Source organism: Flavitalea plasmicola (assembly GCF_030546645.1).
Classification (GTDB): Bacteria; Bacteroidota; Bacteroidia; order Chitinophagales; family Chitinophagaceae; genus Puia.
The window spans coordinates 25,481-39,799 of sequence record NZ_JAUOTO010000011.1 but is presented as its reverse complement, the minus strand read 5'-3'; the positions used below and the strand labels follow the sequence as shown (position 1 = coordinate 39,799).

Here is a 14,319-nt window from a genome sequence, read left to right as displayed (position 1 = left end):
ATCATGAGCAAAATGCATTTTTATAAGTATCAGGGCACCGGAAATGACTTTATTATCCTGGACAATCGGAACTGGAGCTACACCGCCCTCACCGTAGATCGGGTGAAAAATCTCTGTGACAGACGTTTTGGCATCGGCGCCGACGGGCTGATGCTGTTGAATACCAGGTCAGGCTTTGACTTCGAAATGAAATACTACAACTCCGACGGAAGAGAGAGCAGCATGTGCGGCAATGGCGGTCGCTGCCTGGTCAGGTTCGCCTATGACCTGGGCATGCATAAAGATGAATATTATTTCATTGCAACCGATGGCCCGCACCAGGCCAGGATCGACGACGATGGCATCGTAAGTCTCAAAATGAAGAACGTGACGGGCATCCGGGACTATCACAACGATTTTATCCTGGACACCGGCTCGCCCCATTACATAAAGCTGGTGACGGACGTCATGGATTACGAGGTTTACAGGAAAGGCATGGAGATCCGTTATAGCAGCGAATTTTCCAAGGAAGGTATCAATGTCAACTTTGTAGAGCAAAAGAAGGAAGACGAGATCATCGTCCGCACCTACGAACGGGGCGTCGAGGACGAGACGCTCTCCTGCGGCACGGGCGTTACAGCCAGCGCCCTCGCCTGCTATCACAATGAGCTGGGATACAACAACGTCCGGGTCGTCACCAAAGGCGGCAAGCTGCGGGTGGAATTCGACAGAGTAGGCGATAACGCTTTTGAAAATATATGGCTTTGCGGACCGGCCGTGAAAGTATTCGAAGGAGACATCGACGACCAGCTACAAGCTGCAAGGTAATAGCTACAAGTCGGTTTGGCCTATTTGACATTCTGATCTAAACATATAAAAAAAAGCTTGAAGCTTGCCGCTTGGAGCTTGTAGCTCAAAAATGATCCAGTTTTTCAAGAACATCAACCATCAAACCGTAGAAGTTGAGCAGGCCGCAGACGGCACCTGGATCAATATCCTGCCGCCTTTGAAGCAGCAGGAGTTCTCCAACCTGTCCTCGGAGCTGGATATCCCCCTGGATTTCCTCACGGACTCCCTCGACATCGACGAACGACCCCGCTTCGAAGAGGAGGATAACGTTAAGCTCATCGTCATCAAAACGCCGACGGAAAACAACTCCTTCAACGAAAGCGACGCTTACTATATCACCATTCCCATCTGTATTATCCTTACCCACAATCAGATCGTAACCGTCAACTCCTTTGAGAACGGCGCCATCAAGAAATTCCTCAACACTTTCCAGAACAGGCATCCCGATAAAAAGAACATGATGGTCCTGAAGGTCATCGAAAAGATCACCCAAACCTATCTGGAATACCTGAAGGAGATCAACCAGCGCCGGAATCTCATGGAACAGAAGCTCTATGCCTCCAACAGGAATGAAGAGCTGCTGGAGCTGATGAAGATCCAGAAAAGCATGGTGTATTTCGTGACGGCCCTCCGCAGCAATGAGATCCTGCTGCTGAAAATGGCCCGTACCAATTTCCTGGGCCTCACCGATGAAGAGAAGGAATTCCTCGACGATCTGGCCGTGGATATGTCACAGGCGCTGGAAATGGCCAATATCTATACAAACATACTCAGCAGTACGCTGGATGCCTTTGCCAGCATCATCAACAACAATATGAATAACGTGTTGAAGCGACTGACCTCCATCACGATCATCCTCTCGCTGCCAGCCCTGGTGTCGGGTATCTATGGCATGAACGTGCCCATCCCCGGCTCCAATTCACATTACGCTTTCTATATTCCTATTGTCCTGTCACTGGGCATTTCCATCGTCATCAGCTGGTATTTTATGAAAAAGAAATGGTTTTAATTCAGTACTTTTATTGACGAATGAAATGGCATGTTCATATATTGCTGATGACAGCCCTCACCTACATCGGTGAGACCATCCAATTGCCATTTCATCTGCTGGAACAACAGCAGGCTGCGACAGCCTCCACCACCTGCCACATGAAAGGACAGCAATGCCCTTATGAACATGAACACTCCGGAAAACCGTCCGCACATGACGGTAAAGGATGCTGCAATCCCACAGCCAACTGCACCAATTGTCCACTCTGCTACACGGCAGAGGTTACCGCCACCTATACATCAGCCGGCCTTTCCGCCACTGTCAGACATCCTTATCGCGAGATCCCGGGACAACCGCTGACAGACTATGCCGCATCGACCTGGAAGCCACCCAATGCCTGATCCATACCAAAAAGCACATCATCTTTATTCTCACCATCAAAAAATGTATATGAAAAATATATTTTTATTGGCGCTGGCTACTGCATTGACCATTGGCCAGGCTGCTCAAGCTTCCGACAAACCCAGGCATGCTAAAAAAGCTTGCAAGGATTGCACGGAAAAAGTTTGTACACCCGCCTGTAAGGACCATTGCGGCCAGGGCTGCTGTGCAAAACCACATTAATCATTGATCTCAAGGCCCTCCGGATTGTCCGGAGGGCTCTTAAACACCATACATGATAAACCTGAGAGTATACGGCATCTTACTGGGAGAAAATAAGAAAGTCCTCGTCAGTGATGAATATATCCGTGGCGGCTACTATACAAAATTCCCCGGCGGCGGCCTGGAATTCGGAGAAGGCACAAGGGATTGCCTGAAAAGAGAGTTTAAAGAAGAGATGGACCTGGATGTACGCATCGGAGATCATCTGTATACCACCGACTTTTTCCAGATGTCTGCTTTCAATCCGGAACACCAGATCATCTCCATCTATTATTTTGCCGAAGCCCTGGAGCCCATAAAAGCCCCCCTGCGTACCAAACCATTTGATTTTGACGAAAGAGAACTGAAGATCTACGCCGAAAGAAAAGAAACGGAGACCTTTCGCTTCATCGACTGGGACCTGTTCGGCGCGCAGAGCGTGACGCTGCCCATCGATAAGGTGGTGGCGGATATCGTGAAAGCCAGGTACTGACGGCTCCTGTCGGCTCCGCATGATCTGGCAAACCCACGGAGGTTTCTACCCTTCCACCGGGTGGGCTGGCGTATCCAGCACCAGCTCCATGAACGTAAGGTCCAGCCAGGCCCCGAACTTATAGCCCACCTGCCGGAAATGCCCTACCTCCTCAAACCCAAATCCGCGATGTAGCCGCTTGCTGACCTCATTGGAGCCGTCTATTACGGCAATGATGGCATGTACGTCCTTCTCCCTTGCAGTCCTTACCAACGGCTCCATCAATAACTTCGCGATCCCTTTTCCACGCTGCCCCTCCGCCACATACACGGAGTTTTCCATCGTATACTTATAGGCCGGCCAGGGACGGAAAGGACCATAGGAGCTGAAGCCAACGATCTTCCCTTCCGACTCCGCGACAAAGACAGGATAGCCTCCCTGGACACGGGTATCATACCAGGCTTTGCGCATCTCCATCGTATGAGCCTCATAGTGATATACCGCCGTGGTGTTGAGAATGACGTGATTATAGATCTCCAGCATGGCAGGAAGGTCTTCCTCGCGGGCAGTTCGAATGGTTACCATAATGGCTATGTTTAATGGCGAACAGACAGTTTTTCCACCATCTCTTCCCCTATCTCTTCGGAAGAGACCCCAAAGCCATTCACCAGCACGCCTTTCCGGCCGTCCCTGGACTCGATGGCATATACGACGGCTTCGTCGGCAGGATCGCTGTTGCCCTCGAAACGATAGACCTCCGTGATGGTAAATTCAGCAGGACGCAGCTTGCCGGTATGACAGCTGATCGCGTCTTGCTCCAGGTTGAAGTCGATGGTATATCCTCTTTCCTTAAGCCCCTTGACGGCTTCAACTACAGTGTCGTATGCGTACATGTTATAATGAGTTTAGTGCGTAAAATTCGTATGGGCAACCACTGCAATTTACTAATTTCTAACGTATCTGCTGGTGCGTCTGCTTGATAACACCCATGACGAAAGTGCTTTGCACATGCCCGATATTTTCCACTTGCCCCAGCTTATTGACATGGAAATCGTAGTAGTCGTCCATATTGTCCACCGCCACCTTCAGCAGGAAATCAAATTCCCCGGAAATAATATAACACTCCACGATCTCCGGCAATTCATGGATCGTCCTGATAAATTTTGCGCCGGACCGCTTGTTATGCTCTTTCAACGACACATAGCAGATGGCCATCAACCCCTTCTTCACCTTGGAATGATCCACCAGCGTGGCATAGCGTAGAATGACACCCGTATCCTCCATCCGTTTGATACGCTCATGTACAGGAGTGGTGCTCAAATGCACTTTGGCAGCGATCTCCCGCACGGTTATCTTGGCGTCTGCCTGGAGCAGGCGCAGGATGGCTTTGTCCTTTTCATCCAAAGGGACAGGGGCAACAGCCGTTTTTTCTGTTTCGGAGGATTTTTCCATAGCCTTCTACGTGTTTGTTCTATAAAATTACTACTTTTTACACTTTTGTTCCAAATTTATCGTTCTAAGCTCCATTTTTGTTCTACTATTATACCTTTGTCCAAATTAAAAAAGCAAATACCGATGTCAACAAAAACTCTTGCTATCGATCTGAAGCTCCCTTATAAAGTGAAGGATATGAGCCTGGCTGAGTGGGGCCGTAAAGAGATCCGCCTTGCTGAAGCCGAAATGCCGGGCCTGATGGCCATCCGTGCGGAATATGGCAAACAGCAGCCGCTGAAAGGCGCCCGCATAGCAGGCTGCCTCCATATGACCATCCAGACAGCCGTCCTCATCGAGACGTTGGTTGCCCTGGGCGCAGAAGTGAAATGGAGCTCCTGCAATATATTCTCTACACAGGACCAGGCTGCCGCCGCTATCGCAGCCGCCGGCATCGGCGTATTTGCCTGGAAAGGCCAGTCCCTGGAAGAGGCTGATTGGTGCATCGAACAGACACTGTTCTTCGGCAGCACCGACCGCCCCCTGAACATGATCCTGGACGACGGTGGCGACCTCACCAACATCGTATTCGATAAATATCCCGAGCTGGTACAGCACGTAAAAGGACTCAGCGAAGAAACGACCACTGGCGTACACCGCCTGTACGAAAGAATGGAAAAAGGCACTTTGCCCATTCCCGCCATCAATGTGAATGACTCCGTTACCAAATCCAAGTTCGACAACAAATACGGCTGTAAAGAATCCCTGGTGGACGCTATCCGCCGCGCTACCGATGTCATGATGGCCGGTAAAGTTGCCGTCGTGGGCAGCTATGGCGACGTAGGTAAAGGCTCCGCCGCCAGCCTGAAAGGCGCCGGTTGCCGCGTCATTGTCACGGAGATCGATCCCATCTGCGCACTGCAGGCCGCTATGGACGGATTTGAAGTAAAGAAAATGGTGGACGCCGTGAAAGAAGCCGACATCGTCGTCACTGCCTCCGGTTGCCGCGACCTGATCACGGAAAAACATTTCCGCCTGATGAAGGACAAAGCCATCGTTTGTAACATCGGTCACTTCGACATCGAGATCGATATGGCGTGGTTGAACACCAACTACGGTCATACTAAAGATACCATCAAGCCCCAGGTAGATGTGTACAACATCGACGGAAAGGATGTCATCATCCTGGCAGAAGGCCGCCTGGTCAACCTCGGTTGCGCTACAGGTCACCCCTCTTTCGTGATGAGCAACTCTTTCTCCAACCAGACCCTGGCCCAGATAGAGCTTTGGACCAATCACAACAAATACGAGAACAAAGTGTATGTGCTGCCTAAGGTACTGGACGAGAAAGTGGCACGCCTGCACCTCGCCAAGATCGGCGTAGAGCTGGACGAGCTGACGGATGCCCAGGCCACCTACCTCGGTATCCCCAAGGCCGGTCCTTTCAAACCCGAACACTATCGCTACTAGTAACAATACGAAAGGCCCGCTTTCTCAGCGGGCCTTTTTTTTATCTATCCGATTGATCTATCTATCCGAAAAACTAAACTCCACCGGCTCTTTAAAAACCCTGTCACTGCTCTTCAGGTAAAGCACCTCCCCCGTCACCGAAGCTACCTCCAGGTAAAGATCCTCTCCATTACCGATGGAGTCGAAATCCTCCGGACATATCTCAATGTAATAATCCTCCCTGTCCGGGTAAAACAAAAGACACTTGTTATAGATAGGATCAAGATATTTTCTGGACATAAATGAATGGCAATATTTGGTATCATTACGGGCCTCCTTGAAAAATGGAAGGATCAGCCGCCGGAAATCCTTGATGACAAAGAAGAGGAAAACTGCGCCAAAGAACGTAGCGAAAAAAGGGAATACCGTTTTAAACTCCGCCATCGAATATTTCGCCCGGCGCCCTCCGTAGGCCTCGCCTGGTTTCATTTTGTAATAGACATACACCAGCGTCAGGAAAAGGGGAACATACAGTTTCAGCAAAGTGAACCAGGCCTTTTCCTTTAATTTTTGCAGGACGGCCTTGTCCTCCGGAGAAAGAGGTTTTGTCGTGGGTCCGCTAATAGACATAGGAAATAGATTTTGCTTTCCAATATACTCACGATCAGGGACAAAGTCAATAGGCGCCCTTTTTAGGCCAGCGCGATCACTGCCCACAAAGCTGCCCCCGCGATCAACAACCATACAACGATGCCCTGCACCAGCGGCTTCACACCTGTATTCAGAAGCACCTGCCTCGACAATCCGCACCCTATCAGGAATAGCGTAAGCGTCATCCCCGCATGCGATGCTCCTACGACAACATGGCTAAAGAAAGGCATGGGCATCCAGGTATGCAGCAGCACAGCCAGGACAAATACACCGATGAACCACGGCACCCGTATCCTGGAACTGCCGCCGCGGAAAAAAAGAGCCGCCATCAACGATACCGGAATGATCCACAATGCCCTCGCCAGCTTCACCGTCGTGGCGATCTGCAGCGCTTCCGGACCATACCTGCCGGCAGCGCCAACCACCGAGCTCGTATCGTGAATGGCGATGGCAGCCCACAGTCCGAATTGCGCCTGGCTCAGATGCAGCCACCTGCCGGCAACGGGAAATAGAAATAACGCTGCGCTATTAAGAATAAATACAGTGCCCATAGCCACAGACACCTGTCGCTCTTCCGCCCCGATCACAGGCGACAGGGCGGCAATAGCGCTCCCTCCGCAAATAGCCGTCCCGCCGGAGATCAGTAAAGACGTTTTCTTATCGATCTTTAATATCTTACCAAGCAGCCATCCTATCGTCAGCGTACCTGCGATGGACGCCATAGCAAAGAGTATCCCATCTCTGCCCGCTTTCAGCGCACTGCCCGCATCCATGCCAAATCCCAGCCCTATCACTGAACATTGCAGCAACATGTGCACCGCCCGGTGGTTTATATGCAAAAAAGGGTGGCCCACGAATAAGGCGATAAATAAACCCAACGTCAACGCCGCTGGCGGCGATACCCACGGACTAACACAAAAAAGCCCGGTGAGGGTGAAGACCAGCTCCCGTAACGAGATACGCGTATCGAAGATTTTAATCGTGCTCATAGTCATAATTTCTATGGCACAAAGTTCCAACATTGGTACCCCGGGAAGAAATTGCTATTGGTAATGCCCTATAACAGGATGTTATCAGGGGTTCGCTTATTATAATGCATGGCAAATCGCATGAACAGCTCCGGCAGCGCTTGCGCCTCTCCCTGTAGCCGGGCAAAATAAAAATTCCTTTCAATGTTGAGCCCCTTTACCTCCACGATGCTGCATTCTTTGTTCTGGAGCTCTTTCAGGACCGCATGCACTGAAAGAAAAGCCATACAGGGAGCCCGCAGCAGGTATGATTTGATCACTTCTGTGCTGTCCAGCTGCATTTCCTTTTGCAGCTGCGACAGTTTGATGCCCACTCCTTTTAATGCATGGGCCAGTACCTCCAACGTCCCCGATCCGGGTTCGCGCAGCAATAGTGGGATCCGGAGAAGTTCCTCGGGCCGTATGCCCTGCCGCTTTGCCAGCGGGTGAGACGGATTGCTTACCAGTACGATCCTGTCCTTCATGAATTCAGTGTACCGGATAGAAGCATTCCGCGAATGGCCTTCTACCACCGCCAGATCGATCTCCTTCCGCTCCAGCGCATCCTCCATCTGCTGTGTATTGCCGGTGATAAGGCTCACCTTCACCTTTTCATAACGCTTGTGAAATTCCGAAAGGATGGGCGGAATGACGTACGGCGCAGCAGTCATGCTGCCTCCCAGGTTCAGCCTCCCATTCTGCTCCTGGTTCAGGCTGCTCATGTCGAATTCCATTTTTCTGTAGAGCGCAAAGAGGTCTTCCGTATGCTGTAAAAGGAGTTTACCGGCCGGCGCCAGTCGGATACGCGTCCCATTACGCTCGAAAAGCTTTACTTTAAAATGTTGCTCCAGTTCATGGATATGCCGGGTCACGGCAGGTTGGGTAATGAACAGCTCTTTGGCCGCTTTGGTGAAATTAAGCCGGCTGGCTACTGTATGAAACACCTGCAATCGAAAATCAAATGTCATAGATCAGGGAGTTACCGATGCCTTTAGCCCCGTAAGATACGTTATTCTCTCCTGGGTAAGCTTTGCACCCGGCGCCTCTCCAGTCCTGAATCTTTCTATTGAAACGATAGAATCCGGCACATTCGCCCCATACCAATGCTCGTCCTCTTTCTGCGCCCAGGTCACGAGCGCCAGTTCCGAACCAGCCGGATACACCTCGGCCTGTCCTTTTCGCGCCGCATTCACCGCTGCATCATTACCATATAAAATGACCATCGTCCTTTTCGATTTATCCACCATCGACGTGATGACCTTCCACTCCAACGGATCGAAAGCCGTGGTATCCGCCCCTGCACCAGCCCGTCCTTTCCAGTACACCGGCGACGTAAATACAAAGTCGTGATCATGCATAGGCTGATGACAATGGGTACATTCAGTTGCAAATGATGCATCCTTACCATAAGGCTTTAACTGCATGCCCTTCCATCTTCCCCAGCCCCAGCCGTCAGTACCGGCATATTTACTTTTATCCTTGATCATGAACTCCACCTGTAAGAACTCTCCCGGCATGATCTCACCGGTGGGCCTGAGCAACCCTTTCCAGGCGATCTTGGCAAAGGCAGTCCCGTCAGGCCAGGGATCCGTATGACCCTCCCGGATGGCCTTGACGGCAGTAGGGTTACCCGTGATCACCCGCAGCGTGCCATTGTCCCACCTTTCTGTACTGCTGATGGGCTGCCAATCCCTGTAATCGGGCAAATAGGCAATGCCATTAAGCTCCGGCGGCACATCCGAAGGCCGGCCGGCTGACGCGGTCCATTTTGCATACTGGTCGCCGGCCGACCGGATCATGGCGCTGTCTGCTAACTTCGGCGTAGCCAGGGATGCAAGATATTTTCTCAGCACTTTCACCTCTTCTTCGGATACCCGGGCGTCCTTGTGAAAAGTAGTATACTGACGGGGCGCCATCTCTTTAAAGACGATCTGGTTCAGGGACTCGAAAAGCTTTCCTTTTTGCTGATCGATGGTCAGGCTGTCCCAGTGAGAGAAATTCAACAGGTACCTCCCCTCCTTTACATGGGCCGCCACTAACCAATACGCGGGCGCCGGCTTATCAAACCAGGCCAGCTTCGTTTCATTGGAGTGACAGTCATAGCAGGCCCGTTGCAGGATCGACTTCACTTCGGGGGGAGCCTGCAGGTCGCCCGTCACAGGCGGATTGTCCAACGACGGACGTATCAACTGGATCAGCATGAAGCAGGCCACCAGGACGATGACTGCTTGCGTGACCTTCCTTTTTAAGAATTGCTTAGCCATACCAACATTTTAGGTTTATCGCCGGAGCACTTCCGGATTAATGATCGAGGGCGGATTGCCGGCGTGGGGGCCCAGCCCCAACGCCGCCACAAGATTTTCTGCTGCCAGCTGAGCCAACCCATGCTGCGCCTCCCAGGTACCGCCCGCAATATGCGGCGTCATCACGATATTCGGCAATCCCAGCAATGCCGGATCCACAGCGGGCTCCCCTTCGAATACATCCAGGCCGGCGGCAGCGATCTTTCGTTCAAGCAGCGCTTTCGCCAAGGCAGGCTCATCGATCAGCCCGCCCCTCGCTATATTAAAAAGCATGGCCGTACTCCGCATCAGTTGCAGCTCCTTCTCTCCGATGATATGGTAATTGCCGGAGTTCAGTGGCAGCGCCAGCACGACAAAGTCCGATTGGGCGAGCAGCGCTTCTTTTGTCGCATAGGCCGCCTGACACTCCTCCTCTATCGTGGGATCCAAAGGACGCCTGTTATAATACAGCACCTTCATCCGGAAGCCGATTGCTCTCCTGGCGATAGCCTGCCCAATCCTGCCCATCCCGATGATGCCAAGCGTTTTGTCGCAAAGGTTAGTGCCAAAGAAGCTGCTGCCGGCAGAGCCTTTCCAGTTGCCCCCGCGGATCCAGCGATCCCCTTCCGCCAGGCGGCGGGCCGTCGCGATCATCAGGCCCCATGTATAGTCCGCCACCGTCTCGTCTGCAGGTCCCGGCGAATTGGTGGCAATGACGCCGGCACGGGTGATCGCCCCAATATCTAAATTGTTAAAACCTGCAGCCGAAACACAAATGGCCTTCAGCCGCGTATTGCCTTCCAGCGTGTCTGCATTGATCTTCTCGCCACCTGCCAGCATAACCCCATCCTTATCCTTCAGGGCGGCCTTCAGTCCGTCAGCCGTATAACGGGCACCTTCATTTACCTCCACATCGAAATATTCGCGCGCAAAACTGATAACATCCGGGAAAATAGGCCTGGTAATAAGGATCTTCGGTCGCATAACGCTTTAGCATTTCTTTAATAAACTTCTCAGGCCCGTAGCCTTCTGATATATAAAGCAACAAATTTTAAACAACCTTAAAAAATAAAGTTATGCGCACGTTTATATCTATCCTCCTGCTAATTTCCGTAGTGGTTTCCGGTATTACCAGTATGAACCTCTTCTACCAGTTCGACTTTAACACTTCCGCTGTGCTGACCATCGCCAGCTACCTGTCCATCGTATTCTGTATATATGCATTGACAGTCGGCAGCAAGAAGACATCCATCGCAAAAGCAAAATAGCCTGCCAACATAAGAACATTAAGGACGGATCCGGTTGCCGAAAGGCGCCGGATCATTTTTTGACCAGGCCTCCTTTTTTGACCAGGTTCCCTATTTAATCAGCCCCCTTTTTTGACCAGGTTCCCATTTTAATCAGCCCCCTATTCCGACCAGACCTCCATTTTAACCAGGACCCATGTATTAACCAGGCACCAATTTTGTCCAGCTCCCCTTTTGATCGGAGCTCCATCTCATTTCGGGAAACTTTCCCCCCATGATCCTTCCGGAAGACGGAATATATTTTCAGACAGCACGTCTCCGGACATTTTTGTCAAGTTTCAGCAATTCCCCTAAATTGTACCCCCCTTACATGCGACTGTCGTCCAAAACCTTGAAAATGAAAATAGGCCTCTTTAAATGGTACAGAAATGTATCCATTGCAAAGAAATTGTATTTCACGGTGGGTACGATGGCACTATTGATCGCGTTCGAGCTGTTCGTACTGATCTTTTCCATCAATACATTGTCTTCCGTCAGAGCTTATGTCGGAGGTGAAGGACTATGGTCCAAAGCCCAGAAAGACGCGATGTACCAACTGCTGAAATATGCCCATACCCATGATGAAGCCGACTATGCCCGCTTCCAGGAATTCATGAGGGTCAACCTGGGTGACCATAAGACCCGCCTCGAGCTGAGCAAGCCTCATCCCGATATGGCCATTGCCCGGCAGGGCTTCATCGAAGGCCGCAACCATCCCGACGATATCGATGGTATGATCAGGCTGCTCAGAAGATTCCACGGCGACTATTATATCAATAAAGCCATCACCGCCTGGGCCAATGCAGACCGGGTAGTAGCCGGATTTACCACCATCGGCGAGGAATTACATGAAGAGATCAGTAAAAGCAATCCTTCCCAGGAACGTATAACCGATCTGGTAAACAGGATAGATCCGCTGAATGCCGAGCTCACCCCTTTCGAAGATGAATTCTCCTACGCATTGGGCGAAGGGTCCCGCTGGCTGGAAAACACCGTGCTGCACGTCCTATTCTTCATAGCGCTGAGCGTGGAATGCACCGGCCTGCTCCTCGCCTGGTCAGTGAGCCGCGGCATCCGGAAAGGACTGAAAGAGATCCTCGTGTCATCCAGGGCAGTGGCAAAAGGAGATTTCAGCGTGAAAGCGAAAGCTTTCTCCCGCGATGAGATCGGTATCCTCGCCAATGACTTCAACATGATGGCCGAAGAGCTGGAAAGACTGGGAAAAGAAAATAAAGAGGTCAATAATTCGCTGGAAAAAAAGGTGCGGCAACGGACTGCCCAGATCGAAAGCAAGAACAAAGAACTGGAGCAGTTCGCTTATGTGGCATCCCATGATTTGCAGGAACCCCTCCGGACCATTTCCGGCTTTGTCGAGCTGCTACAGCAACAATATAAAGGCCAGCTGGATGAGAACGCAGATAAGTTCCTGGATTATCTGCTGCAGGCTTCCGAAAGAATGAAAGTGCTCATCAAGGACCTGCTCGATTATTCGCGCATCGGTCGCGAAAAAGAATCCAGACAGGTGGATTGCAATCTGCTGGTGAAGGAAGTAATGGCCGACCTCGACAAGATCATTGCGGATACGGGCGCCACCGTCCATGCCAGCTCCCTTCCCGTCCTGCAGGCATATCCCACCGAGCTGAAGCTGCTGTTCCAGAATCTTATCAGCAACTCCATTAAATTTCGCAAATCAAACGAGGTCCCCACCATCGATATCGGATCAGTAAGAGAGAACGGGCATTGGAAATTCTTCGTGCAGGATAATGGCATCGGCATCGACCCCCAATTTCTGGACAGGATCTTTATTATCTTTCAACGGCTGCATACCCGCAGCGAATATGAAGGCTCCGGCATAGGACTGGCCCACTGTAAAAAGATCGTGGAAATGCATGGCGGCAGGATCTGGGCAGAATCGACGCCCGGAGAAGGAAGCCGGTTCTTCTTCACCATTGGCAATGAGCTGTCATAGGGGCTCCCGACAGCAGCTCAACGGGAGGAATCCCTCTTTATACGCCCCGTATCTTTCTGAAAGGCGGTATCAGCCACGGACGGATTGGTAGCGCTGTTATTGTCCGGCGCAGGACTGTTCAAATGGTTGCTGGTGCTCGTCGAATCCTGCGTTCCGGACTTCGGCCTGCCTCCCTCGCACCTGGTCAGGACAACCGCGGCAACGAATGACGCCGCCAATACCGGCAAAACAAACCTTTTCCCGTTCATAAATGTTGATTTTGATAAATTGACAAAAAAACTGTGCCATCCCGAAAGTATAACGGGAGAATACAGACCTTTGTAAAAACAGGAGTACTATTCATGGATTTTATAGATTATTATAAAGTATTGGGAATTAATAAGAACGCCACGCAGGACGAGATCCGTGCGGCTTATCGCAAACTGGCCCGGAAGCACCATCCGGATCTGAACCAGAATGACAAGGAGGCCAATAAAAAATTTCAGCAGATCAACGAGGCCAATGAAGTGCTCAGCGATCCGGACAAACGGAAAAAATATGATCAGTACGGCAAGGACTGGCAACACGCCGAGGCTTTCGAGAAAGCTCAACAGTCCGGAGGCGCCCGGGGAAGGCGAAGCCAGGGCTTCCATTCGGGAGGCGATTTTGGCGAGGAGTCATTCTCGGGTGGATTTGGCGGCGCCTCGGGTTTTGAGGATGGGGGTCAATTCTCAGACTTCTTCGAATCGCTCTTCGGCAGGGGCAACAGCTCCGGCGCCAGCCGCAGTAAGTTTCGGGGACAGGACCTGCAGGCGGAACTGCATCTAACCCTGGCGGATGCCTACCAGACACAACAGCAGGTGATTACCATCAACGGAAAAAACATCCGGATCACCATTCCGGCAGGCGTGGAGAATGGCCAGGTCATTAAATTAAAAGGGCATGGTAACCCCGGAGTGAACAAAGGCCCCAATGGCGACCTGTATATTACTTTCATCATTGAAGAAGACAGCCGCTTCAGACGGGAAGCCAACGATCTTTATGCCAAAGTCCCCATTGATCTCTACACCGCGGTCCTGGGTGGAGAAACGACGGTAGATACGCTCGGTGGAAAGATCAAGCTGAAGATCAAGCCGGCGACGCAGAACGGGACCATCATGCGCCTGAAAGGAAAAGGCTTTCCCGTCTACAAAAAAGAAGGGCAATATGGCGACCTTTACCTCACCCTGGAGATCAAACTGCCGGAGGACCTCTCGGAGAAAGAAAAGGCATTGTTCAGAGAGCTGGCAAAGCTCGCCGGGAACAAAACATAACCGCCATGGCATAATAGTT

General features: G+C 51.3%; 18 protein-coding genes. 9 read left to right on the top strand and 9 right to left on the bottom strand.

What is annotated here, in order from left to right; all coding sequences use genetic code 11:
• Nucleotides 1-3 precede the first annotated feature (3 nt).
• From dapF to Q4E93_RS32185, 5 genes are all read left to right on the top strand, one after another.
• The gene (gene dapF, locus Q4E93_RS32205) at nt 4-807 is read left to right on the top strand and encodes a diaminopimelate epimerase (protein ID WP_303592067.1); all 804 of its coding nucleotides are present in this window, start codon (nt 4-6) and stop codon (nt 805-807) included.
• Nucleotides 808-898: 91 nt separating this feature from the next.
• Entirely contained in the window at nt 899-1,837 is a 939-nt protein-coding gene (locus Q4E93_RS32200) for a magnesium transporter CorA family protein (RefSeq protein ID WP_303592066.1), read from the top strand.
• A gap of 20 nt (nt 1,838-1,857) precedes the next feature.
• On the top strand, nt 1,858-2,220 hold the full coding sequence (locus Q4E93_RS32195) for a hypothetical protein (RefSeq protein ID WP_303592065.1): 363 nt from the start codon (nt 1,858-1,860) through the stop codon (nt 2,218-2,220).
• Between the two features lie 49 nt (nt 2,221-2,269).
• Complete coding sequence (locus Q4E93_RS32190) at nt 2,270-2,443, top strand: hypothetical protein (RefSeq protein WP_303592064.1); 174 nt, start codon at nt 2,270-2,272, stop codon at nt 2,441-2,443.
• Between the two features lie 52 nt (nt 2,444-2,495).
• A complete protein-coding gene (locus Q4E93_RS32185) occupies nt 2,496-2,954 on the top strand; it encodes an NUDIX hydrolase (RefSeq protein WP_303592063.1) in 459 nt (152 codons plus the stop codon).
• Between the two features lie 45 nt (nt 2,955-2,999).
• Here Q4E93_RS32185 and Q4E93_RS32180 read toward each other — a convergent pair whose 3' ends face one another.
• From Q4E93_RS32180 to Q4E93_RS32170, 3 genes are read right to left on the bottom strand one after another with little or no spacing between them, the layout of a single operon-like run.
• Nucleotides 3,000-3,518, bottom strand: a complete 519-nt coding sequence (locus Q4E93_RS32180; protein WP_303592062.1) for a GNAT family N-acetyltransferase — start codon at nt 3,516-3,518, stop codon at nt 3,000-3,002.
• A gap of 11 nt (nt 3,519-3,529) precedes the next feature.
• Nucleotides 3,530-3,826, bottom strand: a complete 297-nt coding sequence (locus tag Q4E93_RS32175) for a hypothetical protein (RefSeq protein ID WP_303592061.1) — start codon at nt 3,824-3,826, stop codon at nt 3,530-3,532.
• Nucleotides 3,827-3,884: 58 nt separating this feature from the next.
• Nucleotides 3,885-4,385 carry an Lrp/AsnC family transcriptional regulator gene (locus Q4E93_RS32170; protein ID WP_303592060.1) on the bottom strand — a complete coding sequence of 167 codons (501 nt, stop codon included), beginning with the start codon at nt 4,383-4,385 and terminating at the stop codon, nt 3,885-3,887.
• 123 nt (nt 4,386-4,508) lie between these two features.
• Between Q4E93_RS32170 and ahcY the strand changes: the two genes are divergently transcribed.
• Nucleotides 4,509-5,834, top strand: a complete 1,326-nt coding sequence (gene ahcY / locus Q4E93_RS32165; RefSeq protein ID WP_303592059.1) for an adenosylhomocysteinase — start codon at nt 4,509-4,511, stop codon at nt 5,832-5,834.
• Between the two features lie 57 nt (nt 5,835-5,891).
• Here ahcY and Q4E93_RS32160 read toward each other — a convergent pair whose 3' ends face one another.
• From Q4E93_RS32160 to Q4E93_RS32140, 5 genes are all read right to left on the bottom strand, one after another.
• Nucleotides 5,892-6,443, bottom strand: coding sequence for a hypothetical protein (locus Q4E93_RS32160; protein WP_303592058.1), 552 nt, complete (start codon nt 6,441-6,443; stop codon nt 5,892-5,894).
• A 62-nt stretch (nt 6,444-6,505) separates the two neighbouring features.
• Nucleotides 6,506-7,453 (bottom strand): YeiH family protein, encoded by a 948-nt coding sequence (locus Q4E93_RS32155; RefSeq protein WP_303592057.1) that lies wholly within the window; start codon nt 7,451-7,453, stop codon nt 6,506-6,508.
• Nucleotides 7,454-7,521: 68 nt separating this feature from the next.
• Complete coding sequence (locus Q4E93_RS32150) at nt 7,522-8,439, bottom strand: LysR family transcriptional regulator (protein WP_303592056.1); 918 nt, start codon at nt 8,437-8,439, stop codon at nt 7,522-7,524.
• Nucleotides 8,440-8,442: 3 nt separating this feature from the next.
• Nucleotides 8,443-9,735: a cytochrome P460 family protein gene (locus Q4E93_RS32145; RefSeq protein WP_303592055.1), complete on the bottom strand. Its 1,293-nt coding sequence runs from the start codon at nt 9,733-9,735 to the stop codon at nt 8,443-8,445.
• 15 nt (nt 9,736-9,750) lie between these two features.
• Nucleotides 9,751-10,737, bottom strand: a complete 987-nt coding sequence (locus tag Q4E93_RS32140; RefSeq protein ID WP_303592054.1) for a 2-hydroxyacid dehydrogenase — start codon at nt 10,735-10,737, stop codon at nt 9,751-9,753.
• A gap of 92 nt (nt 10,738-10,829) precedes the next feature.
• Between Q4E93_RS32140 and Q4E93_RS32135 the strand changes: the two genes are divergently transcribed.
• Complete coding sequence (locus Q4E93_RS32135; RefSeq protein ID WP_303592053.1) at nt 10,830-11,021, top strand: hypothetical protein; 192 nt, start codon at nt 10,830-10,832, stop codon at nt 11,019-11,021.
• Between the two features lie 376 nt (nt 11,022-11,397).
• Nucleotides 11,398-13,008 (top strand): sensor histidine kinase, encoded by a 1,611-nt coding sequence (locus Q4E93_RS32130; protein ID WP_303592052.1) that lies wholly within the window; start codon nt 11,398-11,400, stop codon nt 13,006-13,008.
• 17 nt (nt 13,009-13,025) lie between these two features.
• Here the strand turns inward: Q4E93_RS32130 and Q4E93_RS32125 are convergent, their stop codons facing one another.
• A complete protein-coding gene (locus tag Q4E93_RS32125; RefSeq protein WP_303592051.1) occupies nt 13,026-13,256 on the bottom strand; it encodes a hypothetical protein in 231 nt (76 codons plus the stop codon).
• A gap of 93 nt (nt 13,257-13,349) precedes the next feature.
• Here Q4E93_RS32125 and Q4E93_RS32120 point away from each other — a divergent pair, with 93 nt between their 5' ends.
• Nucleotides 13,350-14,300 (top strand): DnaJ C-terminal domain-containing protein, encoded by a 951-nt coding sequence (locus tag Q4E93_RS32120; RefSeq protein ID WP_303592050.1) that lies wholly within the window; start codon nt 13,350-13,352, stop codon nt 14,298-14,300.
• Nucleotides 14,301-14,319 lie beyond the last annotated feature (19 nt).